Here is a 23,355-nt window from a genome sequence, read left to right as displayed (position 1 = left end):
CGTAGGCAGAACGACAATACGTGTTCTAGTTATGTTCCGCAATATCCCCGCGTATTTTCGGAATATTGTGCGCCTCCGCCCTTAGAAATAGTCCAGTGGAAGTGCTTCGACAATTGCGCCGGCCTGCTGGCCCGGATCGCCCCCCGGCTGCACAATCAGCATGTCAGCGCGCGCCAGCGACGAGGTATGGCCGCTGTCGGTCTGCGGTATTGGCAGCAGTTCCGGCCCCGTCGGTGTATGGACCAGCTGGGCGCGCATGAAGTGGCGGCGAGCGCTATTGGGAGGGGTGGGGGCCGCCAGGGGCAGCCGCCACAGCATGGGTTCGGGATAGCCTAGCCATTGGCGCAGGGCCGGGCGAATGAACACCAGGGCGGTGACCATGGCCGACACCGGGTTGCCCGGCAGGCCAAACACTAGGGTCTTGCCCCGAGTGCCGAACATCAACGGCTTGCCCGGGCGCATGTTGATCTTCCAGAAATCCAGCGTCACGCCGAGCTCGAGCAGGATGTCCCTGACGATGTCGTGGTCACCGACGCTGGCGCCCCCCGTGGTGATGACGATATCGGGCTGGCTGGCAAAGACCTCATCGAGCTTGCTACGCAATTCGTCGCGCGTGTCGCGGGCAATGCCGTGGTCGATGACGGTTTCGGCATAAGGGATCAGCAGCGGACGCAGACCAGAGCTGTTGGAGGCCACGATCTGGTCGGTGCCGACTACCGAACCGGGCAGCACCAGCTCGTCGCCGGTCGCCAACAAGCTGACGCACGGACGTTTCGCTACCTGAAGCGTCGCGGCATTCGCCGCTGCTGCTACAGCCAATTGCATCGGCGCTAGGCGCACGCCGGCTTCGACCAGCACTTGGCCCTTGGCGAAATCATTGCCCAAGGGCCGGACGCTGTGTCCGAGCCGGGCAGGGACGGTGAAGGAAACAAATCCGCCATCCGCGACAGCTTCTTCCTGCATGATGACGGTATCAGCGCCTGCCGGCACCGGGGCGCCGGTAAAGATGCGGACTGCTTCGCCCTCACCGACAGAACCGGGAAAGCCGGCGCCCGCCTGGGACGTGCCGATGAGCTTTAGCGTGTGTCCATCGACCACATCGGCAGCCCGCATGGCATAGCCGTCCATGGCGCTGGCATTGAACGGTGGCTGGTCATGTGTGGCGATAACTGGCTGCAGCAGCACGCGGCCAGCGGCAACCGCAAGCTCGACGGTTTCTGCTATGGGTTCCGGTACGCGTTTCAGGATGGCCGTGATGGCGTCTTCGACAGGGAGCAGGTTCATAACCGCGTAAAGTCACCAGATTTGCCGCCGGATTTTTCGACGAGCATCAGATTGGTAATCACCATGGCTTTGTCGATGGCCTTTGCCATATCATAAAGCGTCAAAGCGGCAGTTGACGCCGCAACCAGGGCTTCCATCTCGACCCCGGTTTGTCCTGTAGTTTCAGCGATTGCCTCGATGCGGATAGCATCCATGTCTTCGACGTCGATGTTGATGACGACCTTGGTCAGGGCGAGCGGGTGGCAGAGGGGGATCAACTCTGAAGTCTTTTTGGCAGCCATAATGCCGGCAATGCGGGCCACTGCCAGCGCGTCGCCCTTCTTAAGGCTTCCGCCCATGATGGCAGCGATGGTTTCCACCTTGGCTACCAGTCTCGCCTGCGCCACGGCCCTGCGACGGGTAACCGCCTTGTCACCGATATCGACGATATGCGCCTCGCCCTTTTCGTTGAGATGGGTCAGGCCGCCAGCCATCAGCGCACTGCCTGGGGGGCGCCCATCAGCAGCGCCCGGGTTGCCGCCGCCACATCGTCTTGGCGCATCAGGCTTTCACCAACAAGGAACGTACTGATATTGGCCCGCTGGTCGAGCATCAAGACATGCTCGTGGCTGACGATGCCGCTCTCGCTGACCAGCAACGTATTCTTCGGCACGCCGATGGCGAGCGCCACCGAGGTTTCCAGCGTCGTCTCGAAAGTGCGCAGGTTACGATTGTTGATGCCGATGAACTCGGCGCCGAGCAAAAGCGCGCGGTCCAACTCGATCTGGTCATGCACTTCGACCAGGGCGTCCATGCCCCATTCTTCGGCGGCGTCCAGCAGGTAGCGCGCCACGTCATCGCCGACGGCAGCGAGGATGATCAGGATGCAATCGGCCCCCCAGGCCCGGGCTTCGGCGACCTGGTAGGTTTCGAACAGGAAGTCTTTGCGCAGCACCGGCAATTGCGTCGCCGCGCGGGCCTCGATCAAATAGCTCGGCGAGCCCTGGAAACTCGGGCGATCGGTCAGCACCGAGAGACAGGCAGCGCCGGCCATTTCATAGGCGCGAGCGATTTCGGCGGGGTTGAAATCGGCGCGGATCAGGCCCTTGGAGGGACTGGCCTTCTTGACCTCGGCGATCAGGGCATATTGACCCTGGTCGCGCTTGGCCTTGATCGCCCTGATGAAGCCGCGCGGAGCTGGCTGGTCATGGGCCTGTGCCACCACCTCGGCCCACGGCCGCATGGCCTTGGCCGCCGCGATTTCCTCGCGCTTGTAGGCTTCGATCTGCTGCAGGATATCGCTCATCAATCGTGTCCGTTCGATACCGCCACGAGGCGGGCGAGTGTGTGTTTGGCCTTGCCCGCGTCGATGGTTTCGCGCGCCAGGGCAATGCCATCTTCGATGGTTTGAACCTTGTCGGCGACAAGCAGCGCCGCGCCGGCATTGAGCAGGACGGTTTCACGATAGGCGCCCGGCGCGCCATCGAACAATGCGACAATAGCCGCAGCGTTGTCTGCGGGCTCGCCGCCGAGCAGGCCTTTGGGATCGGTCAGCTTGAGGCCAACCTTTTCGGGATGCAGCTCGAAGCTGCGCAGGTCGCCATTGGCAATCTGAGCGACGAAGTTCGGACCCGACGTCGACAGTTCGTCGAGGCCCTCGCTAGAATGCACCACCCAGGCTTTGATCGCGCGATTGGCCAGCAAGGCCGCCGCCACCGGCTCGACCCACTGCTGGGAATAGACGCCGAGCAAGTAGCGCCGCACGCCGGCCGGATTGGACTGCGGTCCCAATAGGTTGAACAGCGTCCGGACGCCCATTTCGGTCCGGGCTGGCCCGACATGGCGCATTGCCGGGTGATGGCTCGGCGCGAACATGAAGCCGATGCCGACGTTCGCGATGGTGTGGCCGATCTGCTCGGGCGTCAGGTCCAGCTTGACGCCAAGCGCTTCCAGCGCTTGCGACGAGCCCGAGCGCGACGACAGCGCTTTGTTGCCATGCTTTGCCACCGGCACGCCTGCTGCTGCCACGACCAACGCCGTGGCCGTAGAGATATTGAGGCTGCCGACGCCGTCACCGCCGGTGCCGACGATGTCGATGGCGTTCTCGGGCGCGATGACCGGCACCATCTGCTCGCGCAGGATCGAGACCGCCGCGGCGATTTCGCCGACGCTTTCGCCCTTGATGCGCATGCCCATCAGGAAGGCGCCGATCTGGCTTGGGGTGGCTTCCCCGGCCATGATGATGCGCATGACGCTACGCATTTCCTCGCCGGTCAGGTCATGGCGGTCGGCAATTTTGTTGAGTGCCTGCTTGATGTCCATCACGCGGCCTTCTTTGCGTTGAAGTCGCTGGCCAGGTTGAGGAAATTCTGCAGCAGGGCATGGCCGTTCTCGCTGGCGATGCTCTCGGGGTGGAACTGCACGCCATGCACCGGCAGCGTCTTGTGCTGCATGCCCATGATTAGCCCGTCGTCGGTTGTCGCCGTCACTTCGAGCACGTCGGGCAAGGTATCCTGCTGCACGATCAGCGAGTGGTAGCGCGTCGCCTCGAAATCGTTGTTGAGGCCGCGGAACAGGCCCTGGCCGGTGTGATGGATCCTGGAAGTCTTGCCATGCACCAGGTGGGGGGCGCGGATCACGTCGCCGCCCATGGCCTGGCCGATGGCCTGATGGCCGAGGCACACGCCGAGGATCGGCGTGGTAGCCGCAAAGCGCTCGATCAGCGCCAGGCAGATGCCGGCCTCATTGGGCGTGGCCGGGCCGGGCGATAGCAGTATGGCTTCGGGCGCCATCTCGGCAATTTCATCGAGCGTGATCTTGTCGTTACGCCTGACAGTGATGTCGGCGCCGAGTTCGCCCAGGAAATGGACGAGATTGTAGGTAAAGCTGTCGTAGTTATCGATGACGAGCGTGCGGGTCATTTATCTGGTTCCAGCGCGGCTTTGGGGTAACGGGTTCGGTGTTCAGAACCAGTTCCGCCATCGATGTTGAAAGAATGCCTGCGCCATCATTGCCCGATCCTCGCCTCGCCGGCATAGCGTAGCGCTTCCTCGGCGGCGCTGAAAAGGGCACGGGCCTTGTTTTCGCATTCCATGTGCTCGAGTTCGGGAACGCTGTCGGCGACGATGCCTGCACCAGCCTGGGCGTAAAGCTTGCCGTCCTTGAGGATGGCGGTACGCAGCACGATGCAGGTGTCCATGGTGCCATCGGCGCTGAAATAGCCGACGCAGCCGCCATAGATGCCGCGACGCGATTTTTCCAGCTCGTCGATGATCTCCATGGCGCGCACTTTTGGCGCCCCTGAGACAGTGCCAGCCGGGAAGCCCGCCGAGAGCGCGTCGACGAAGTCGTATTTAGGATCCAGCACGCCGACGACGTTGGAGACGATGTGCATGACGTGGGAATAAAATTCGAGGAAGAACTTGTCGGTGACCTTGACCGTGCCGGTCTTGGCGACGCGGCCGACGTCGTTGCGGCCGAGGTCGAGCAGCATCAGGTGTTCGGCCATCTCCTTGGGATCGGCCAGCAGTTCGGCCGCCAGTTCCTGGTCCCGCGTCGGCGTAGAGCCGCGCTTGCGCGTCCCGGCGATCGGGCGGATCGTAATCTCGCCGTCCTGCACGCGGACCAATATCTCGGGGCTTGACCCCGCAACCGCGAAATCCCCGAAATCGAGGAAATACATGTAGGGGCTGGGATTGGTGCGGCGCAGCGCGCGATAAAGCGCGGTCGGAGGCAGGGTGAATTCCGCCTCGAAGCGTTGGCTCAGCACAACCTGGAAAATGTCGCCTGCCGTGATGTAGTCCTTGGCCCTGGCCACCATGGCGAAATACTCGTCTTGCGACGTGTTGCTGGTGACGGTGATGGATGCCAGGTCGGGCAGGGCAGGGGTTGCCGGCATGGCCTGGCTCAGCCGGGCAATGGCGTCGTCGATCCGCGATTCGGCGGCTTCATAAGCGTGCCGGGCCGACACACCATCACGAACATAGACCGGCGCGGTCAGATACAGCTCGTCCTTGAGCGTATCGAAAATGGCCAGCAGCGATGGTCGCATCAAGATGGCTTCGGGCGTCTGCAGATGGTCCGGATTGCTGTCGGGCAGCACTTCCATGTAGCGGACCATTTCATAGCCGAGGTAACCGTAGATGCCGGCCGATTGCGGTGGCAGGCAGGCGGGCACGTCGATCTTGCTATCCGCCACCAGGCTGCGAAGCGCATCGAGCGGAAGCTCGGATAGCGGCTCGAAGCTGGTCTCATCGACCTGCGCCCCACGGTTGATGGTGGCAGCGCCGGCCTCGACCTTGAGGATCACGTCCGGCTGGGTGCCGATGATCGAATAGCGCCCGCGGACCGAAGCATCCTGCACCGACTCGAGCAGGAACGTATTTTTCCGTCCCTGCGCGAGTTTGAGATAGGTGCCGACCGGCGTTTCCAGATCGGCCACGATGCGACGCCAGACGATCTGCGATTTTCCAGCAGTGTATTGCTCGGAGAAGCGCAGAAAGAGGTCGTCGCCCATCGTTATGGTATCCATTTTGGGTTGGGCCGGCCCGTGGATTACAGGCCGGTATTGAGTGCCAGCGCGGCGCTGAGTGCCTGTTGGTTGATGCGCAGTCCGGCATCGTCGCGCACAGCGGTGACGAAGTCGCCATAGATGCCGACGCGCTGCTCGTTCTCGAGGCTGTCATTGGCAGCCTTTGCCAAAGCGCCTTCAGCCGCGGTCAGGTCGGTCACCTGGAACACGATGAATTCGCCCGCCTGATTGACCGCCGAACCGTGATGATCGGCAGCGCCAGAAAATGCGGCAGACGCGACAGCAGCATCTACAGTACCGTCATCCGAGCCGAAGCGGGTGAACGGCGGGCTGAGCTGCGGGAACACGTTGTAAGACGTCGCGACATCGGCAATCGCTTCGCCATTGTCGAGACGTTTCACAGCCTCGGCCTGGGCCGCAATGATCGCATTATTCGTACGTTCGGTGGTCAAGGCCGTCGCAACCTGGTCACGTACCTCGTCCAGCGTCTGGTCGCGCGCCGGATCGATCTTGTTGAGGTCGAACCAAAGGTTGCCATTGCCTGCCAGAGTGATGGCTGGTGTAAGCGCGCCTTCGGTAGCCTTGAAGACGGCCTGCGTCACCCGCGGACGATCCTCGGTGCTCAGGTCCGGCAGCACGTCGAGTTCGGTGCCGGCGGCGGTGACATTGGTCTCATAGAGGTCGAGGTTGAACCGTGTGGCAATCTCGCTCAGCGGGCGGAATGCGGCGCGCAGTTCTTCGATCTGGTCCTGCACTTCGGCCAGTTCGTCGCGGGCTTCGGCAAGCGCGAGGTTCTGGGTAATCTGTTCGCGGGAGCCTTCAAGGTTCGGCTCGCCGCCGCCTTCGATGGCAGAGACGTGTACGGCGCGCTTGCCGGCTACGCCGTCGATGATGACGAAGCTGCCCTGTGCAACGCCAAAGGCTGCTGCGGCCAGATTGGTATCGTTGATCTGGGCCTGAGTCAGGCTACCGAGGTCGGTCGGCGTAACGCCGGCTTCTGCAACCAGACCTTCAAACGGCGTGCCGGCAGCGAGGCCAGCTTGGAAAGCTGCAACCTGCTCATCGTTCAGCACGACCTGCTGGATGGTGCGGCGTTCGGCCTGCACGAGGCTCGCCTTGGTGCGCTCAAATTCCGCCGCAACCGCGTCTTCGCTTATGGTCTTGGTCGCCGCCAGGTCGGCAGTGGTCAGGCGCAGCATCTGCACCGAGCGAGTTTCGACCGTGCGGAACTCTGCCTGATGCTCGGTCAGGTAGGCGGCCAGCTCGGCTTCGGTCGGCGCAGCTGGGGTTTCGACATTGGTCTCGCCCAGCACGAAATAGTCGATGGTACGACGGTCGGCTGCATAGCGATTGACGAGGGTTGACGCCGTAGCCGGCAGCTTGGTGTCACCAAACAGGCTCAGCACGAGCTGCTGGCGGCGTGCTGACTCAGTCTGGCTCTCGAAATATTCTGCCTCTGTCAGGCCGCTCGACTGCAGCACCTGGGTGAAGCTGGAGGGATCAAACACCCCCAATGCGTTCTGGAACGATGGATCGGCGCGCAGCATCTTGCTGAGCTGGTCCTCGGACACGCCCAGGCCAAAATCGTCAGCTACCTGATCGAGAGCCGCATCTTGTGCAAGGTTCTGCAGCACCATGGAAGGTACGCCCAGGTTGACGGCTTCCTCTGCCGTCGGCACGGAGCCAATCTGCTGAGCCACCTGGTTCAGCTGGTTTTGATAAGCGCGCAGGAACTCGCGGGAATTGATTTCTGCGTTACCGACTCGGGCTACAGTGTTGCTGCCCAGATCGGTGATGACATTGTTGATGCCAAAGCCGGCGATACCAACAAGCAGGAAGCCGCCCATGATCTTACCGGGCCAGGATTTTGCAAAAACACGCAAACTATCAAGCATCTGAGACGTTCCATTTGGGCAACACGAGGCTTTACCGCGATAGCGGGAGGGCACTAGTAATCCATTTTGACAGCCGGGGTTAGGGCAAACCTAGTCCCGGTGCAAGAGGCATGCAGGAGCAAAGAGTGACAACGACAATTACGCCGCTGATCGCAGGGAACTGGAAAATGAACGGCCTGAGGGGCTCGCTGGAGGAGTTGACGACGCTTGCAGGCATGCTCACCACCGGCGAAGCACCCCGGGCGTTGGTCGTTATCTGCCCCCCCGCTACCATTCTTGCCGCCGTTGCTCGCCAAGGCGCTAGTGCCGGCATACTGGCCGGCGGACAGGATTGCCATGCTGTGGCATCAGGCGCCCATACAGGCGACGTTTCCGCCTCGATGCTCGCCGATGCTGGCGCGCAGTATGTCATCGTGGGCCATTCCGAGCGCCGCGCCAATCATGGCGAAACCGACGATCAGGTCAGGGCGAAGGCTGAAGCGGCTATCGGGTCTGGGCTCAAGCCGATCATCTGTGTCGGAGAGACCGAAGCGCAGCGCGATGGCGGCACGGCTGATTCCGTGGTGGCCGCCCAGCTCGCCGCCTCAATTCCCGATGCCGCCGAGCTGCATCAGGTCATCATAGCCTATGAGCCGATATGGGCCATCGGCACCGGCCGCACCCCAAGTAATGACGACATTGCCCAGATGCACAATTCAATCCGTCGCCAGCTCGTTGATCGCTTCGGCGACAAGGGCGCATCGATCCACATTCTCTATGGCGGTTCGCTCAAGCCGCAGAATGCGCGCGAGATTCTGCAGATCGAAAACGTCAACGGAGGCCTCGTCGGCGGCGCCAGCCTCTTGGCAAAAGACTTCTACACCATTATCTCGGCTGTGTAGTGCAAGGCTGATGCTGTGAGGCCGGTTGGAAATTCCGGCTGGCCTATGGCATTTGCTGGCAGGGGCGTGTAAGACGCGCCATCTTTTGACAGACCAATAGACTGAGACAGAATGGCAAACGTCCTGATTGTGGCCTATTTGCTGATCGTCCTGGCGCTGATTGCAGTTATCCTGCTGCAGCGCTCCGAGGGCGGCGCGCTGGGCATTGGCGGTGGCGGCGGCGGTGGTGGTTTCATGACCGCCCGCGGCTCGGCGAACCTGCTGACCCGTACCACGGCGATTCTGGCGACGCTGTTCTTCGCCACGGCGATTGGCCTGACCATTATCTCGGAACTGGATCGCACCACCTCGGGAATTCTCGAGCGTGCGACGGCAACGGAAGATGGCGCCGCGCCGACCAGCGTGCTCGATGCGCTGAATTCACTGCAGGGCGGCACGACCTCCGACCTTCCGGTTCCTGCATCTGATCCGACGGCACCTGCCGGCGCCGATCCGGTCACCCAAGACATTGCGCCAGCTGCGACTGACGCTGCGCCTGCGGCTCCCGACGCCAACAGTGACCTGCCGGTGCCGGATGCTCCGGCGGCGACCCCCGCTGAAACGCCGGTCGCTCCGGCGACCAACTAAGCGCCGCAAGGCGACACAAAGAGGGGGATGGAAACATCCCCTTCTTTCTTTTTGTGTAGAGCGCAAAGCTAGCTCTACGAATCGACGCTGATGTGATTAAGGTGAACGCCCATGGCTCGGTACGTATTCATCACCGGAGGCGTGGTCTCCTCATTGGGTAAAGGTCTTGCATCGGCGGCGCTCGGCGCCGTGCTGCAAGCACGCGGCTACAAGGTTCGCCTTCGCAAGCTCGACCCCTATCTCAACATCGATCCGGGCACCATGTCGCCCACCCAGCACGGCGAGGTCTTCGTGACCGACGACGGCGCCGAGACCGATCTCGATCTCGGTCACTACGAGCGCTTCACCGGCCGGGCCGCCACCAAGCGCGACAATATCACCACCGGCCGCATCTATTCCGACATTCTCGCCAAGGAACGCCGTGGCGAATATCTCGGCGCCACCGTGCAGGTCATTCCGCACGTCACCGACGCCATCAAGAACTTCGTCGTCGAGGGCAATGACGAGTTCGATTTCGTGCTGGTGGAAATCGGCGGCACCGTCGGCGACATCGAAGGCCTGCCGTTCTTCGAGGCGATCCGCCAGCTTGGCAACGACCTGCCGCGCGGTGACACCTGCTACCTGCACCTGACGCTGATGCCCTATATTCCCTCGGCCGGCGAGCTCAAGACCAAGCCGACGCAGCACTCCGTCAAGGAATTGCGCTCGATCGGTATCGCGCCCGATATCCTGCTGGTGCGCTGCGATCGCCCGATTCCCGAGGGCGAAAAGAAGAAGCTTTCCCTGTTCTGCAACGTGCGCGAAAGCGCCGTTATCCAGGGCCTCGACGTCGGCTCGATCTACGACGTGCCGCTGGCCTATCACAAGGAAGGCCTGGACCGCGAAGTCCTTGCTGCTTTCGGTATCAAGGATGCACCGGCGCCGGACATGTCGGCCTGGGAAGAAGTATCGACCCGTCTGCACAACCCCGAAGGCGAAGTGAATATCGCCATCGTGGGGAAATACACCGGCCTCAAGGACGCCTACAAATCCTTGTCCGAAGCCCTGACCCATGGCGGCATCGCCAACAAGGTCAAGGTCAACCTGCAGTGGATCGACTCGGAAGTATTCGAGCGTGACGATCCAGCGCCCTATCTCGAGCATGTTCATGGCATCATCGTGCCCGGCGGCTTCGGCGAACGTGGGGCGCAGGGCAAGATCGAAGCCGCGCGCTTTGCCCGGGTCAAGGACGTACCCTATTTCGGCATCTGCTTTGGTATGCAGATGGCCTGCGTCGAAGCGGCTCGTAATACTGCCGGCATCAAGAATGCCTCCTCGACGGAGTTCGGCCCGAGCAAGGAACCGATTGTTGGCATGATGACCGAATGGGTCAAGGGCAACGAGACCGAGAAGCGCGCCAACGAAGGCGATCTCGGCGGCACCATGCGCCTCGGCGCCTATCCTGCTCAGCTGACGCGCGGCTCCCGCGTAGCCGACATTTACGGCACCACCCGCATTTCGGAACGTCATCGTCACCGCTATGAGGTGAACATGGATTACCGCAAGCTGCTTGAGAAGAATGGCCTGCTGTTTTCAGGCGTGTCACCCGATGGCAAGCTGCCCGAGATCGTCGAGCGCACCGACCATCCGTGGTTCATCGGCGTGCAGTTCCACCCCGAACTCAAGTCCAAGCCGTTCGAGCCGCATCCGCTGTTCGCCAGCTTCATTGCCGCCGCAATGGACCAAAGCCGGCTGGTATGACTGAAATCCTGCTAAAATCCTCGCATGGCTGAAATCATCAATCTCCGCACCGTCCGCAAGCAGAAGGCCCGCGCGTCCAAGGACGATCAAGCAGCCCAAAATCGTCTGCTGTTCGGCCGCACCAAGGGCGAAAAACTGCAGCAGGCAGCCGAAAAGGCGCTGGCCCAGAAAAAGATCGACGGCCACAAGCTGAAAGACTAGTGGCAACCCTTCCGGTCGCGGACGACTTTAGCCTTGCAGCTGACGCAACGTTCCGTAACCCAGGGGTTTCCAATGCGACTTCTCATGCTCGGCACCGGCGGCATGGCCCGGCTTCACGTCAAGGGGTTCAACGAAATCGAGGGCGTTGAGATCGTTGCGGCGGTCGATACCGACGAGGCCAAGCTCACCGAGTTCCGCGAACTGCATGGCATTCCACGCGGATTTTTGACCCTCGAAGAGGCGCTTGCCTGGGGCGAGTTTGACGCCGTCACTAATATCACACCTGACCGCGTGCATTACCCTACAACCCTCGCCATCCTGAATGCTGGCAAGCATGTGTTCTGTGAAAAGCCGCTGGCGACTGACCACGCCAAAACCGTAGAAATGACTGAACTGGCCGAAAGGCTCGGCCTGATCAACATGGTCAACCTGACCTATCGCAACGTGCCGCAACTGCAGAAAGCCCATGACCTGATCGCCGCTGGCGCTATCGGTGAGGTCAAGCATATCGAGGCCAGCTATCTGCAAAGCTGGCTGGTATCGAAGGCCTGGGGCGATTGGCGCAGCTCGCCGACCTGGCTCTGGCGCCTTAGCACCAGGCACGGCTCAAATGGTGTGCTGGGCGACATCGGCATCCATATCCTCGACTTCGCCTCCTATGCAGCCGGCTGCGACTACAAGACGGCGTTCTTCCGCCTTCAGACCTTCCACAAGGCCGAGGATTCCCGCATCGGCGAGTATGACCTCGACGCCAACGACACCTTCGTCATGACCGCCGAAATGGACAATGGCGCCATGGCCGCCATCCACGCCACCCGTTGGGGCTCGGGCCACCTCAATGACCTGCGCCTGAGGATCTACGGAGAGAAGGGTGGTATCGAAGTCACAGACACCAACTTCAATCCCAAGCTGATGACCTGCCTCGGCGGTGACGTCGAAGCCGCAACATGGACCGAGGTCGCCGTCGAACCAACGCCAACCAATTATGCCCGCTTCACCGAGGCAGTCCGCACCGGCGTCAATCAGGAACCAAGCTTCCGACACGCCGCCAATCTGCAGAGAATTATCGATCTGGCCGCGGTCACCGAGAAAGACCGCACCGAGCATGCCGCAGCCGGTGCGGCACAAAAGCTGGGCTAGCCAATTCCAGCAAGCCCAATCAGCGCTTGATCGCAGCCGTACCGAGCGTTACACCCGGTCTCGCCTGGACCTCCCTCCGGCCAGCATCGTCGTTCCAGGGCACGGACGGCCAATGTCGCCGCTACAGCAGCGTTTTCTCGCAACCGTCCTCCTCAGGAACGTGTTCTACACACGATGCACTGACATGCTAGGACAAAGCCGCAGCTTGGCTAATCCATAACCGGAAATGAGATTTCATCATGGCGCGCATCGTTGTCATCGGAGCCACGGGGCACATCGGCAGCTATCTCGTCCCGCGCCTTGTCCGGGCGGGTCATGAGGTCGCGGCGGTAACGCGCGGTGCGTCAAAGCCCTACGCCGATGATCCGACTTGGGCTGTGGTGGAACGGGTCACGCTGGACCGCGATCTTCTCGAAAAACAAGGGGAATTCGGCACCGCCATAGCCGCGCTCAAGCCAGAGATCGTCATCGACAATATCTGCTTTACGCTTGCCAGCGCGTCGCAGTTGGCGGAAGCGCTGATCGGAAAGGTCCAGCACTTCCTGCATATTGGCACGATCTGGACGCATGGCTTTTCCGAGGTCGTGCCGACGCCAGAGGATGTCACCAAGCGGCCCTTCGGCGACTATGGCATCCAAAAGGCCGCCATTGAGCGGTATCTGCTCGACCTGGCCCGGCGACGGGGCTTTCCTGTGACCATCCTGCATCCCGGCCATATTGTGGGCGAGGGTTGGTCGCCGCTCAATCCGGCCGGCCATTTTGACGATGCAGCGTTCGCCACCCTGGCGCATGGAAAGCGGCTGGCACTGCCCAACTTCGGCATGGAGACGGTACATCATGTCCACGCCGACGACATTGCGCAATTGATGATGCTGGCTATCGCCAATTGGGGTGCGTCCACGGGTGAGGCCTTTCATGCTGTGTCGCCCGGAGCCATTACACTGCGTCATTACGCCGAGGCGATGTCGAGGTGGTTTGGCCATGAACCCAATCTTGAATTTCTGCCTTGGGAAGACTGGAAGTCACGGCAATCGGCCGAGAATGCGGAATCGAGCTGGGGGCATATTTCCCGCAGTCCCAACTGTTCGATAGACAAGGGCCGACGCCTGCTTGGACATGTGCCGCGTTACTCATCGCTCGCGGCGGTCCAGCAATCGGTGTCCTGGTTGATCGCTAATGGCAAATTGAGCATCTGACGCCTGGCTTACAGGCGCGCGTGGCGGTTTTTTGTATCTGCCCTCTTTTACTTGTCACAAGGGGCGTCTACGAGAGGCGCTGAAACCGACAGAACCCATTCGGGAAGGGCGCCACCATGTCTTCAATCATCCACGTCTCTGGCCGTCAGATCTATGATAGCCGCGGCAATCCCACCGTCGAAGTCGATGTGGTGCTGGACGACGGCAGCTTCGGCCGCGCAGCCGTTCCCTCTGGTGCGTCCACCGGCGCCCATGAAGCCGTCGAGCTGCGCGATGGCGGCAAGAAATATGGCGGCAAGGGCGTCACCCAGGCAGTGGAAAACGTCAACACCGCGATCTTCGACGAAATCCAGGGCATGGACGCGCTCGACCAGCTCGCCGTCGACCAGGCGATGATCGACCTCGACGGTACCCCCAACAAGTCGCGCCTCGGCGCCAACGCCATTCTCGGCGTGTCGCTGGCCGTAGCCAAGGCCGCTGCCGAGTCGAGCGAGTTACCGTTCTATCGCTATATCGGCGGCCCCAACGCCCATGTCTTGCCGGTGCCGATGATGAACATCATCAATGGCGGCGAGCATGCCGACAACCCGATCGACATGCAGGAATTCATGATCCTGCCAGTCGGCGCCGAAAACCTTGCTGACGCCGTGCGCATCGGCTCGGAAATCTTTCACACCCTCAAGAAGGGCCTGTCGGCCGAAGGCCACAACACCGCCGTGGGAGACGAAGGCGGCTTTGCGCCCTACCTGAAGTCGGCCGACGACGCGCTGGGCTTCATCATGCGCTCGATCGAAAAGGCCGGCTACCGTCCCGGCGAGGACATCTTCCTCGGCCTCGATTGCGCTGCCACCGAATATTACAAGGGCGGCAAGTACGAGATGGTCGGCGAAGGCAAGTCGCTGTCGTCCGACGAAAACGTCACCTTCCTCGCCGATCTCGCTGCCCGCTATCCGATCATCTCGATCGAAGACGGCATGAGCGAAGACGACTGGGAGGGCTGGAAGGCCCTGACCGACGCTATCGGCGGCAAGGTCCAACTGGTCGGTGACGATCTGTTCGTCACCAACACCGCGCGCCTCGTCTCGGGCATCAAGATGGGCGTTGCCAATTCGATCCTGGTCAAGGTCAACCAGATCGGTTCGCTGTCGGAAACCCTCAACGCCGTCGAAACCGCGCACCGCGCCGGCTACACCTCGGTGATGTCCCATCGCTCGGGCGAAACCGAAGACTCAACCATCGCCGACCTGGCGGTCGCGCTCAACTGCGGTCAGATCAAGACCGGCTCGCTGTCGCGCTCCGATCGCCTGGCCAAGTACAACCAGCTGATCCGCATCGAAGAGCAGCTCGGCATCTCGGCCAAGTATGCCGGCTACTCGGTAGTCAAGGGCCGCTAAATTCACCACACTGAATGCAAAAGCCCGGCAGCGATGCCGGGCTTTTTTAATGGCTGATACTGGTAAACCGCATCAATCGATCGCTTCAATGCCTTGCTGTTTCAGCTCTTCCAGGCGATCCAGCATCTTTTGCACCTGCTCGGGCGGGTGCCCCTGCCAGGTTTCGAGTTCGCCGATCACCCGCAGCGGCTGCTGGCTGCGATATGACTTCGTCGGATTGCCGGGAAATTTCTTGTCCGTCAGGTTGGGGTCGTCCACGAACGGCCCCGTCGGCTCAACGATGTGGATTCGCTGCCGTCCGTCGCCCATAGCGAGTTCAGCACCCCAGATCGCCGCCTCCTGGGTCGCGGCGAAGTAGACCCAGCCATTGAGCTTATGCTGACCGTAGTTCGACTTGTATCCGGGGCCGATCAGATCGCCCACGCGCAGATCGGCGCGTGTGCCGTGGTAGTACACTTCATTGGATGGAGTCATGGGAAGTTCCTCTAGCGATGAGGGCACCCTTTTACTGCCAAGTCTGGGGCTTGAAGCAAGCCACAAGCGCTCCATATATGCAAAGTGAAGGCAGCGTCCCGGCTTTGACGACGCGCCAACCCTTTTCAACCAATCAAGCCTACTGAAACGCCGTCTCCGCAAAACTGCGCAGCTTCCGCGAATGCAGCCGTTCCGCCGGCTGGTCGCGCAATATCTCCATCGCCCGCAGCCCAATCTGCAAATGCCGGTTGACCTGCGTCCGGTAGAAATCCGAGGCCATGCCCGGCAGCTTCAGCTCGCCATGTAGCGGCTTGTCTGAAACGCACAGCAACGTCCCATAAGGCACCCTAAAGCGGAATCCATTCGCAGCGATCGTCGCTGACTCCATATCCAGCGCTACGGCGCGAGACTGGCTCAGCTGACGCGTAATCTCGACTTGGTCGCGCAATTCCCAATTGCGGTTGTCGAAGGTGGCAACCGTGCCGGTGCGCATGATCTTCTTGGTCTCGACGCCCTGCGTGTCGGTAATCTCGTGCACCGCCTGCTCAAGCGCGACCTGGATTTCGGCAAGCGCTGGAATCGGCACCGACAGCGGCAAGTCGGCATCGAGCACATGGTCCTCTCGCACATAGGCATGGGCGAGCACGTAGTCGCCCAGTTCCTGCGAATTGCGTAGCCCGGCGCAGTGGCCGAGCATGATCCAGGCATGCGGACGCAGTACCGCGATATGGTCGGTGATGGTTTTGGCATTTGATGGGCCAACGCCAATATTGACCATGGTGATGCCGCGGCCACGGTCGGCGGTCAGGTGATAAGCGGGCATTTGTGGCGCACGAACCGGCGACGTTCCGGCCACCGCACCACCACGCAGGGCGTTGTCGGTCACCACATTGCCGGGCTCGATGAAGCTCTCATAATGCGGGTGGCCATCGGCCATATAGCCCTTCGCGATGCGGCAGAACTCGTCGATGTAGAAGGCGTAGTTGGTGAAAATCACAAAATTCTGGAAGTGGCTGGCGTCGGTGCCGGTGTAATGGCTCAGCCGGAACAGCGAGTAATCCACCCGCGGCGCGGTGAAGGCCGATAGCGGGTATGGTCCGCCCTTGGGCGGCACGAAGGTGCCGTTGGCAATCTCGTCATCGGTATTGCCAAGGTCGGGGGCATCGAACACGTCGCGCAGCGGAATATTGAGCGCGTTGAGCGCCTCGCCGTCGATACGCTCATTGGCCTTCACCGCAAAATGCAGTGGAATCGGCGTGTCCGACTCGGTGATGTCGATGGTGCCACCATGGTTCTTGAGGATGACAGTGAACTGCTCCTGGAAATACTGCTTGAACAGGTCGGGCGCCGTCACCGTGGTGCGATACAGCCCGGGCGTATGGAGGAAACCATAGGGCAGGGTACTCTCGGTCTTGCTATAGCTGGTCGAACGCACTTCCACCTGAGGATAGCAGGCGCGGACCCGGCCTTCCGGCACCGAGCCCTTGGCCAGCGCATCGAGATGACCGCGGATGAAGCTGGTATTGCGGTGATACAGCTCCGCCAGATATTTCCAGGCCTTCTCGGGATCGGTGAAGGACTGCTTTTCACGGCGCGGCGGGCTGATCGTGGTCATCTTGCTCTTTCAAATCGCAGGTTCCGGATTGAACCTGCCGTCTTCTGCGGAATCGCGCTGCATATCCGGCAGCGTCTAGCCCAATGAAATGACAGCTTCGCGGCAAGCCATCAACTGGGCCACCGAGCTGGCCCGGATTTCACATCGGTGTGAAGGGGACTTTTCTTGCCGCAATTGCGCACCACCTTGACACTCAGTTCACTGGCACGGCAATCGACCCATGCAACCGGTGGACGAGGAGTGTCGGCAGGCCGCTTGTCCCCCAAGCCCTCAACAGCGCGGTTGGCCGACGTTCCCCAGGGCTGCAATGGTCATGCCATTGCAGCCCTTTTCTTTTCATGATCGGACCGGCTGCAATGGTCATGCCATTGCAGCCCTTTTCTTTTCATGATCGGACCGGCTGCAATGGTCATGCCATTGCAGCCCTTTTATTTGCCCACCACCATGGACGAATGGCCCGGCGTTTTCTATTGCTGCGCCATCACCCCTTGGAGTGTCCCATGACCGCAAAAATCATCGACGGAAAACTGTTCGCCGAAGGCCTGCGCGGTCGCATTGCTGGCCATGTAGCGCGCCTCAAGGCCGAGCACGGCATTACGCCCGGTCTCGCTGTGGTCATCGTCGGCTACGATCCAGGCAGTCAGGTCTATGTGGCTCAAAAGGCCAAGCAGACCGTCGAAATGGGCATGCATTCCGAAAAGTATGAATTGCCTGAAACCGTCAGCGAGGCCGAAGTGCTGGCGCTGGTTCAAAAGCTCAATGCGGACCCGGCGATCCACGGTATCCTGGTGCAGTTGCCGGTGCCCGCCCACATCGATAGCCTCAAGATCATCCAGACCATCGACCCGGCCAAGGATGTCGATTGCTTCACGCCTGCCAGCGTCGGCAAGCTGGCCATCGGCCTGCCAGGCCCGGTCTCCTGCACGCCGCTCGGCTGCCTGATGCTGCTACGCGATACGCTGGGCGACCTGTCCGGCCTGCACGCCGTTGTCGTCGGCCGTTCCAACCTCGTCGGCAAGCCGATTGCGCAATTGCTGCTGCGCGAGAACTGCACCGTTACCATGGCGCATTCGCGCACCCGCGATCTGCCGAGTATCGTGCGCCAGGCCGACATTGTCATCGCCGCCGTCGGCCGTCCCGAAATGATCAAGGCCGACTGGATCAAGCCCGGCGCTACCGTCATCGACGTCGGCATCAACCGCATCGACGCGCCGGAGCGCGGCGAAGGCAAGACCCGCCTGCTGGGTGACGTGGCATTTGCCGAAGTCGCCGAAGTCGCCGGTGCCATCACGCCAGTGCCCGGCGGCGTCGGCCCGATGACGATCGCGTGCCTCCTGGCCAACACCGTCACAACCGCCTCGCTGATCAATGGCCTCGTGCCACCGAGCGACCTCACCGCATGACCCTCACCAGCCACGACCCCGGCGGCAAGGTGCGCTTGGCCCTGATGCCTGGCGTTAAAGGCGACGCCACCTTCAGCGCCGATGGACGCTATCGGCAGCTGATGCGTCGGTGGACCGGAAATTCATTCAGCATCCGTTATATTCTGTTCATCGGCATGAACCCCAGCACCGCCGACGCCACGGCGAATGATCCGACATGCGCCCGCGAATGGACCTTCGCCAATCGCGAGGGCTACACCGCCATGGTCAAGGCCAATGTCGGCGACTACCGCGCCACCGATCCTAAAATGCTGCTGGCGCCCGGCCTCGTCGCGGTATCCGACGAAAACCTCCCAGCCATCCGCAAGGCTGCCGCTGGCGCCGATTTCGTCATCCTGTGCCACGGCAAGCTCAACAAGGCCCTGGCTCCCGCCGGCAGGGCGCTAGTCGAAGCATTGCGCGCCGATGGCGTGGACCTGTGGTGCTTCGGCATCAATGGCGATGGTTCGCCGAAACATCCGCTATATCTACGGGCTGATACGCCGCTGGTGCGGTACCAATCCAGCTAAGCCGCGCCAGCCAGATAAAACATCCGCGCCACCGTATGATCCCGCAACGCCTGCGCCGGCAGTTTCCCGGTGAGCGCCGCGATCACCACCGAAACATCCTTCACCGCACTCGCATCCACCACGACCTTGCTGAACGCTGGCCGCAAACCCTGTTTTGCCCCCTCCAGCATATCAAACAACAACGCACGCACATCGGTCCGCATGGCGCAGGCGATGCACTGGCCGCCGTCTTCATGCCCATGGCCCGAGTTGGCCGGCAGACGGAGCAGGGCGGTATCGCCATCGAGCGCCAGCAGCCGGCCGGGCTCGGTGATCAGCGTAACAGCGATGGGTTCAATGCGTGACAAAGGAAGAATACCCCACCTAGCCTCCCCCTGAAAAGGGGGAGGAATTCCATCCAGTTTTTTGGCGATATCGTGGGTAAAACGCCGCCCAGATTCCTCCCCCTCATCAGGGGGAGGCTAGGAGGGGGTACCCAACAAGGACTCTTACTCCGCCGCAACAATCGCCGCGGTGGGTATGTAGTTCAAAATCGGCCCCAACCAGCGCTCGACCTCGGCCAGGGTCATGTTCTTCCGCTGCGCATAATCGATCACCTGGTCGCGCTCGACCTTGGCCACGCCGAAATAATACGCCTCCGGATGGCTAAAATACACGCCGGACACCGACGAGCCCGGCCACATCGCATAGCTCTCCGTCAGCGTCACGCCAGCATTCTTCTCTGCATCCAGCAGCCGGAAAAGCGTGGTTTTTTCCGTATGGTCGGGCTGGGCCGGATAGCCCGGCGCCGGGCGAATACCGCGGTAGGGTTCGCCCGATAGCTCGTCCGGTGCAAAGCTTTCCTCGGCGCCATAGCCCCAATATTCCTTGCGGACCCGCTCATGCATCATCTCGGCATATGCCTCGGCGAAACGGTCAGCCAGCGCCTTGACCAAAATCGACGAATAGTCGTCGTTGGCCGCCTCGAACCTGTCGGCGATGGCGACTTCCTCAAGCCCGGCGGTAACCACGAAAGCTCCCATATAGTCGGGCGTCCCAGCCGGTGCCACGAAGTCACTCAGCGCCATGTGCGGCTTGCCATCGCGCTTGCTGAGCTGCTGGCGCAGGGTAAACAGCGTGGCGATTTCCTCGGCGCGGCCTTCATCCTTGAACAGGCGAATATCGTCACCGACGGCATTGGCCGGCCAGAAGCCGACCACGGCGAGGGGCTTGAACCATTTTTCGTCGATGATCTGCTTCAGCATGGCCTGCGCATCGGCAAACAACTGCCGCGCCGCCTCGCCCTGCCGCTCGTCCTGCAAAATGGCCGGATAGCGCCCCTTGAGTTCCCAAGTCTGGAAGAACGGCGTCCAGTCGATGTACTTGGCCAAGTCGCCCAGATCGACATCGTCGAACACTTTCGTGCCAAGGAAGCTCGGTTTCGGCGGCGTATAGCCAGCCCAGTCCGGCTTGAACGAGTTAGCCCGCGCAACCGTCAGCGGCACGCGCTTCTTGTCGTGCTCGGCCCGTTCATGCGCTGCGGCGGCCTTGGCATATTCTGCGCGGATATCGGCAATGAAGCTGACCTTGTTGTCCTTGGACAACAAGTTGCCCACCACACCCACCGCACGGCTGGCGTCGTTCACATGCACCGCCTGGCCGGCGCTATAGCGCGGGTGGATTTTCACCGCAGTATGCACCCGGCTGGTCGTTGCCCCGCCGATCAGCAGCGGGATGTCGAAACCTTCACGCTCCATTTCAGCGGCCACATGCACCATCTCGTCGAGCGATGGGGTGATCAGCCCCGATAGCCCGATGATATCGACATTCAGCTCCCGCGCCGTCGCCAAAATCTTTGCCGTCGGCACCATGACGCCGAGGTCGATAATCTCGTAATTGTTGCAGCTCAGCACGACGCCAACGATGTTCTTGCCGATGTCGTGCACGTCGCCCTTTACCGTCGCCATCAGCACCTTGCCGGCGCTCTGGCGGCCGGTGGCATTGCCGTCGGCGTTCTTCTCGGCTTCCATATAGGGGAGCAGCAGCGCCACGGCCTGCTTCATGACACGGGCGGATTTCACCACCTGCGGCAGGAACATCTTGCCGGAACCGAACAGGTCGCCGACAATGCTCATGCCGCTCATCAGCGGGCCTTCAATGACATGCAGCGGCCGCGGCAGTTTCAGCCGCGCTTCCTCGGTGTCGGCGTCGATGAACTCGGTGATGCCATTGACCAGCGCATGGGCAATGCGTTCCTCGACCGACTTTTCACGCCAGCGCAGATCCTTCGCAGCGGCTTCCTTGCCAGCCGTGCCGCGATAGCGTTCTGCCAGCACCAGCAGGCGATCGGTACCGTCGTCTCGCCGATTGAGGATCACGTCCTCGCAGGCGTCGCGCAGTTCCTTGTCGATGCTCTCGTAGACGGCAAGCTGACCGGCATTAACGATGCCCATGTCCATGCCATTCTGGATGGCATAGTACAAAAACACCGCATGCATCGCCTCGCGCACCGGCTCATTGCCACGGAACGAGAAGCTCAGGTTGGAAATACCGCCCGAAATATGGACGTGGGGCAGGGTCTCGGTGATGATCTTGGTCGCCTCGATGAAGGCAACCCCGTAACCATTGTGTTCCTCGATGCCGGTCGCCACGGCGAACACATTGGGATCGAAAACAATGTCTTCCGGTGGAAAGCCAACGTCTTCGGTGAGCAGCTTGTAGGCGCGGGTGCAAATCTCGACCTTGCGCTCCAGCGTATCGGCCTGGCCCTGCTCGTCGAAGGCCATCACCACCACGGCAGCGCCGTAGGAGCGCACCAGCCGAGCGTAGTGCAGGAAAGACTCTTCGCCCTCCTTCATCGAGATCGAATTGACCAGCGCCTTGCCCTGCACGCATTTGAGGCCTGCCTCGATCACGTCCCACTTGGACGAATCGATCATCAGCGGCACCTTGGCAATGTCGGGTTCGGCGGCCAGCAGGTTGAGGAAGTCGATCATCACCTGCTTGGAGTCGATCAGCCCCTCATCCATGTTGATGTCGATGACCTGGGCACCGGCGGCAACCTGATCGCGCGCCACGTCGAGCGCGGCGGCATAGTCGCCGGCGGTGATCAGCTTGCGGAAGCGGGCAGAGCCGGTGACGTTGGTGCGCTCGCCGATGTTGACGAAGGGGATGTCCTTGGTCAGCGTAAACGGCTCCAACCCCGACAGCCGCAACATCTTCTCGATTTCCGGGATGACGCGCGGCTTGTGCTTGGCCACAGCCTGCGCGATGGCACGGATATGGTCCGGCGTGGAGCCGCAGCAGCCGCCGACGATGTTAAGATAGCCCGCCTCGGCAAAGCTCTCGATCTGCTCGGCCATGAACTCCGGGCTCTCGTCATACTGACCGAACGCATTCGGCAGGCCGGCATTGGGATAAGCGCAGATGAACGTGTCCGCCACATCCGACAGCTCGCCCAGATGGGCACGCATGGCATTGGCGCCCAGCGCGCAGTTCAGCCCGATGGTGATCGGATTGGCATGCCGCAGCGAATACCAGAACGCCGTCGGCGTCTGGCCGGACAGGGTGCGGCCCGACAAGTCGGTGATGGTGCCCGAGATCATGATCGGCACGTCGATGCCGCGCTCTTCAAAAATGCGCTGCGCCGCGAAAATGCCGGCCTTGGTATTGAGCGTATCGGTGATGGTCTCGAACAGCAGAAGGTCGGCGCCACCGTCGAGCAGCCCGCGGATGGCCTCGCCATAGGCGTCCACCAGTTGATCGAAGGTGATCGAGCGGAAACCCGGGCTGGTCACATCGGTCGACATCGACGACGTCTTGTTGGTCGGCCCCAGCGCCCCGGCGACGAAGCGGCGGCGGCCATCCTCGGCCTCGGCGCGCTTGGCGGCCCGGCGCGCCACGATGACGCCCTGGTAATTGATGTCATAAACCGCGCTCTCGCAGGCATAATCGGCCTGCGCCACCCAGGTCGCCGAGAACGTATTGGTCTCGGCGATATCGGCCCCAGCCATGAAATACTGGTAATGGATATCCTCGATGATCTGCGGCTCTGTTATAACCAGCAGGTCATTGTTGCCTTGCAGCGGCAGCGTCCAGTCCTTGAAGCGCTCGCCGCGGAAATTCGCCTCGGTCAGCTTTTCGCGCTGGATCATGGTGCCCATGGCGCCGTCCAGAATCAGGATGCGCTCTTGCGCTGCCTTGGTCAGCGCGGCGCGGACCTCGTTCCAGTCGGGAATGTGGGCGTCATTGACTTGGCTCATCGCCATCTACCTGCAAGTTCGCTATTTCCAGAAGATATAAAGATATCTTTATATCCTGTTCGATGCAAGGCCGGGAGTGGGAGAGTTTGTCCACCGATCCGTCACCTATTGGCTTCAAATGCTACTCTCAGTGCTAACAGTCTGTTGTCTTTAACCTCGCTGAAACCAGAAATCGGTTCTGTAGGCGCGAGTGTTCCCTGATCGCG

20 protein-coding genes are annotated in these 23,355 nt (G+C 61.4%); 9 read left to right on the top strand and 11 right to left on the bottom strand.

Features of this window, described 5'->3' with window-relative positions:
- Nucleotides 1-81: 81 nt before the first annotated feature.
- The 7 genes from WH91_RS00810 to WH91_RS00780 form a co-directional block, all read right to left on the bottom strand.
- Nucleotides 82-1,284: a molybdopterin molybdotransferase MoeA gene (locus WH91_RS00810; protein ID WP_046169104.1), complete on the bottom strand. Its 1,203-nt coding sequence runs from the start codon at nt 1,282-1,284 to the stop codon at nt 82-84.
- Nucleotides 1,281-1,757: a cyclic pyranopterin monophosphate synthase MoaC gene (gene moaC / locus WH91_RS00805; RefSeq protein ID WP_046169103.1), complete on the bottom strand. Its 477-nt coding sequence runs from the start codon at nt 1,755-1,757 to the stop codon at nt 1,281-1,283. Before moaC ends, WH91_RS00810 begins: the two co-directional genes overlap by 4 nt.
- On the bottom strand, nt 1,757-2,569 hold the full coding sequence (gene trpC, locus WH91_RS00800) for an indole-3-glycerol phosphate synthase TrpC (RefSeq protein ID WP_046169102.1): 813 nt from the start codon (nt 2,567-2,569) through the stop codon (nt 1,757-1,759). Before trpC ends, moaC begins: the two co-directional genes overlap by 1 nt.
- The gene (gene trpD / locus WH91_RS00795; protein WP_046169101.1) at nt 2,569-3,588 is read right to left on the bottom strand and encodes an anthranilate phosphoribosyltransferase; all 1,020 of its coding nucleotides are present in this window, start codon (nt 3,586-3,588) and stop codon (nt 2,569-2,571) included. The genes trpC and trpD overlap by 1 nt, the downstream gene beginning before the upstream one ends.
- Nucleotides 3,585-4,184: an anthranilate synthase component II gene (locus tag WH91_RS00790; RefSeq protein WP_046169100.1), complete on the bottom strand. Its 600-nt coding sequence runs from the start codon at nt 4,182-4,184 to the stop codon at nt 3,585-3,587. The genes trpD and WH91_RS00790 overlap by 4 nt, the downstream gene beginning before the upstream one ends.
- A gap of 86 nt (nt 4,185-4,270) precedes the next feature.
- Nucleotides 4,271-5,779, bottom strand: coding sequence for an anthranilate synthase component I (gene trpE / locus WH91_RS00785; protein WP_046169099.1), 1,509 nt, complete (start codon nt 5,777-5,779; stop codon nt 4,271-4,273).
- Between the two features lie 38 nt (nt 5,780-5,817).
- Complete coding sequence (locus tag WH91_RS00780) at nt 5,818-7,689, bottom strand: peptidylprolyl isomerase (RefSeq protein WP_046169098.1); 1,872 nt, start codon at nt 7,687-7,689, stop codon at nt 5,818-5,820.
- A 125-nt stretch (nt 7,690-7,814) separates the two neighbouring features.
- Between WH91_RS00780 and tpiA the strand changes: the two genes are divergently transcribed.
- The 7 genes from tpiA (at nt 7,815) to eno (ending at nt 14,868) form a co-directional block, all read left to right on the top strand.
- Nucleotides 7,815-8,570: a triose-phosphate isomerase gene (tpiA, locus tag WH91_RS00775; RefSeq protein ID WP_199533482.1), complete on the top strand. Its 756-nt coding sequence runs from the start codon at nt 7,815-7,817 to the stop codon at nt 8,568-8,570.
- A gap of 111 nt (nt 8,571-8,681) precedes the next feature.
- A complete protein-coding gene (secG, locus tag WH91_RS00770) occupies nt 8,682-9,197 on the top strand; it encodes a preprotein translocase subunit SecG (protein WP_046169096.1) in 516 nt (171 codons plus the stop codon).
- Nucleotides 9,198-9,308: 111 nt separating this feature from the next.
- On the top strand, nt 9,309-10,937 hold the full coding sequence (gene pyrG, locus WH91_RS00765) for a CTP synthase (protein WP_046169095.1): 1,629 nt from the start codon (nt 9,309-9,311) through the stop codon (nt 10,935-10,937).
- A 24-nt stretch (nt 10,938-10,961) separates the two neighbouring features.
- Nucleotides 10,962-11,138 (top strand): DUF4169 family protein, encoded by a 177-nt coding sequence (locus WH91_RS22960; protein ID WP_074797233.1) that lies wholly within the window; start codon nt 10,962-10,964, stop codon nt 11,136-11,138.
- Nucleotides 11,139-11,210: 72 nt separating this feature from the next.
- The gene (locus tag WH91_RS00760; protein ID WP_046169094.1) at nt 11,211-12,278 is read left to right on the top strand and encodes a Gfo/Idh/MocA family protein; all 1,068 of its coding nucleotides are present in this window, start codon (nt 11,211-11,213) and stop codon (nt 12,276-12,278) included.
- A 239-nt stretch (nt 12,279-12,517) separates the two neighbouring features.
- Entirely contained in the window at nt 12,518-13,474 is a 957-nt protein-coding gene (locus tag WH91_RS00755; RefSeq protein ID WP_046169093.1) for an NAD-dependent epimerase/dehydratase family protein, read from the top strand.
- Nucleotides 13,475-13,590: 116 nt separating this feature from the next.
- Nucleotides 13,591-14,868, top strand: coding sequence for a phosphopyruvate hydratase (gene eno / locus WH91_RS00750; protein WP_046169092.1), 1,278 nt, complete (start codon nt 13,591-13,593; stop codon nt 14,866-14,868).
- Nucleotides 14,869-14,940: 72 nt separating this feature from the next.
- Here eno and arr read toward each other — a convergent pair whose 3' ends face one another.
- Together arr and WH91_RS00740 are read right to left on the bottom strand one after the other, a co-directional pair.
- Nucleotides 14,941-15,342, bottom strand: coding sequence for an NAD(+)--rifampin ADP-ribosyltransferase (arr, locus tag WH91_RS00745; protein ID WP_046169091.1), 402 nt, complete (start codon nt 15,340-15,342; stop codon nt 14,941-14,943).
- Nucleotides 15,343-15,481: 139 nt separating this feature from the next.
- Nucleotides 15,482-16,957: an AMP nucleosidase gene (locus WH91_RS00740; protein WP_046169090.1), complete on the bottom strand. Its 1,476-nt coding sequence runs from the start codon at nt 16,955-16,957 to the stop codon at nt 15,482-15,484.
- A gap of 500 nt (nt 16,958-17,457) precedes the next feature.
- On the opposite strand from WH91_RS00740, the gene folD reads away from it, so the two are divergent.
- Together folD and WH91_RS00730 are read left to right on the top strand one after the other, a co-directional pair.
- On the top strand, nt 17,458-18,360 hold the full coding sequence (gene folD / locus WH91_RS00735; protein ID WP_046169089.1) for a bifunctional methylenetetrahydrofolate dehydrogenase/methenyltetrahydrofolate cyclohydrolase FolD: 903 nt from the start codon (nt 17,458-17,460) through the stop codon (nt 18,358-18,360).
- Complete coding sequence (locus tag WH91_RS00730; protein ID WP_046169088.1) at nt 18,357-18,908, top strand: DUF1643 domain-containing protein; 552 nt, start codon at nt 18,357-18,359, stop codon at nt 18,906-18,908. The genes folD and WH91_RS00730 overlap by 4 nt, the downstream gene beginning before the upstream one ends.
- On the opposite strand, the gene WH91_RS00725 is transcribed toward WH91_RS00730, so the two are convergent.
- Nucleotides 18,905-19,255, bottom strand: coding sequence for a hypothetical protein (locus tag WH91_RS00725; protein ID WP_046169087.1), 351 nt, complete (start codon nt 19,253-19,255; stop codon nt 18,905-18,907). The two genes, WH91_RS00730 and WH91_RS00725, sit on opposite strands and share 4 nt — an antisense overlap.
- A gap of 141 nt (nt 19,256-19,396) precedes the next feature.
- On the bottom strand, nt 19,397-23,149 hold the full coding sequence (metH, locus tag WH91_RS00720; RefSeq protein ID WP_046169192.1) for a methionine synthase: 3,753 nt from the start codon (nt 23,147-23,149) through the stop codon (nt 19,397-19,399).
- Between the last annotated feature and the right edge of the window lie 206 nt (nt 23,150-23,355).

Origin of the sequence: Devosia psychrophila (assembly GCF_000971275.1) — a bacterium.
Classification (GTDB): domain Bacteria; phylum Pseudomonadota; class Alphaproteobacteria; order Rhizobiales; family Devosiaceae; genus Devosia; species Devosia psychrophila.
This window is presented reverse-complemented; position numbering and strand designations above follow the sequence as displayed.

Excerpts from the sequence above, each read along its gene's own strand:
- folD (WP_046169089.1), top strand. The coding sequence starts at position 17,458 with ATGACCGCAAAAATCATCGACGGAAAACTGTTCGCCGAAGGCCTGCGC.
- eno (WP_046169092.1), top strand. The coding sequence starts at position 13,591 with ATGTCTTCAATCATCCACGTCTCTGGCCGTCAGATCTATGATAGCCGC.
- trpC (WP_046169102.1), bottom strand. The coding sequence starts at position 2,569 with ATGAGCGATATCCTGCAGCAGATCGAAGCCTACAAGCGCGAGGAAATC.
- WH91_RS00760 (WP_046169094.1), top strand. The coding sequence starts at position 11,211 with ATGCGACTTCTCATGCTCGGCACCGGCGGCATGGCCCGGCTTCACGTC.
- WH91_RS00730 (WP_046169088.1), top strand. The coding sequence starts at position 18,357 with ATGACCCTCACCAGCCACGACCCCGGCGGCAAGGTGCGCTTGGCCCTG.
- pyrG (WP_046169095.1), top strand. The coding sequence starts at position 9,309 with ATGGCTCGGTACGTATTCATCACCGGAGGCGTGGTCTCCTCATTGGGT.
- trpE (WP_046169099.1), bottom strand. The coding sequence starts at position 5,779 with ATGGGCGACGACCTCTTTCTGCGCTTCTCCGAGCAATACACTGCTGGA.
- WH91_RS00810 (WP_046169104.1), bottom strand. The coding sequence starts at position 1,284 with ATGAACCTGCTCCCTGTCGAAGACGCCATCACGGCCATCCTGAAACGC.
- WH91_RS00780 (WP_046169098.1), bottom strand. The coding sequence starts at position 7,689 with ATGCTTGATAGTTTGCGTGTTTTTGCAAAATCCTGGCCCGGTAAGATC.
- metH (WP_046169192.1), bottom strand. The coding sequence starts at position 23,149 with ATGAGCCAAGTCAATGACGCCCACATTCCCGACTGGAACGAGGTCCGC.
- arr (WP_046169091.1), bottom strand. The coding sequence starts at position 15,342 with ATGACTCCATCCAATGAAGTGTACTACCACGGCACACGCGCCGATCTG.
- WH91_RS22960 (WP_074797233.1), top strand. The coding sequence starts at position 10,962 with ATGGCTGAAATCATCAATCTCCGCACCGTCCGCAAGCAGAAGGCCCGC.
- moaC (WP_046169103.1), bottom strand. The coding sequence starts at position 1,757 with ATGGCTGGCGGCCTGACCCATCTCAACGAAAAGGGCGAGGCGCATATC.
- WH91_RS00740 (WP_046169090.1), bottom strand. The coding sequence starts at position 16,957 with ATGACCACGATCAGCCCGCCGCGCCGTGAAAAGCAGTCCTTCACCGAT.
- secG (WP_046169096.1), top strand. The coding sequence starts at position 8,682 with ATGGCAAACGTCCTGATTGTGGCCTATTTGCTGATCGTCCTGGCGCTG.
- WH91_RS00755 (WP_046169093.1), top strand. The coding sequence starts at position 12,518 with ATGGCGCGCATCGTTGTCATCGGAGCCACGGGGCACATCGGCAGCTAT.
- WH91_RS00790 (WP_046169100.1), bottom strand. The coding sequence starts at position 4,184 with ATGACCCGCACGCTCGTCATCGATAACTACGACAGCTTTACCTACAAT.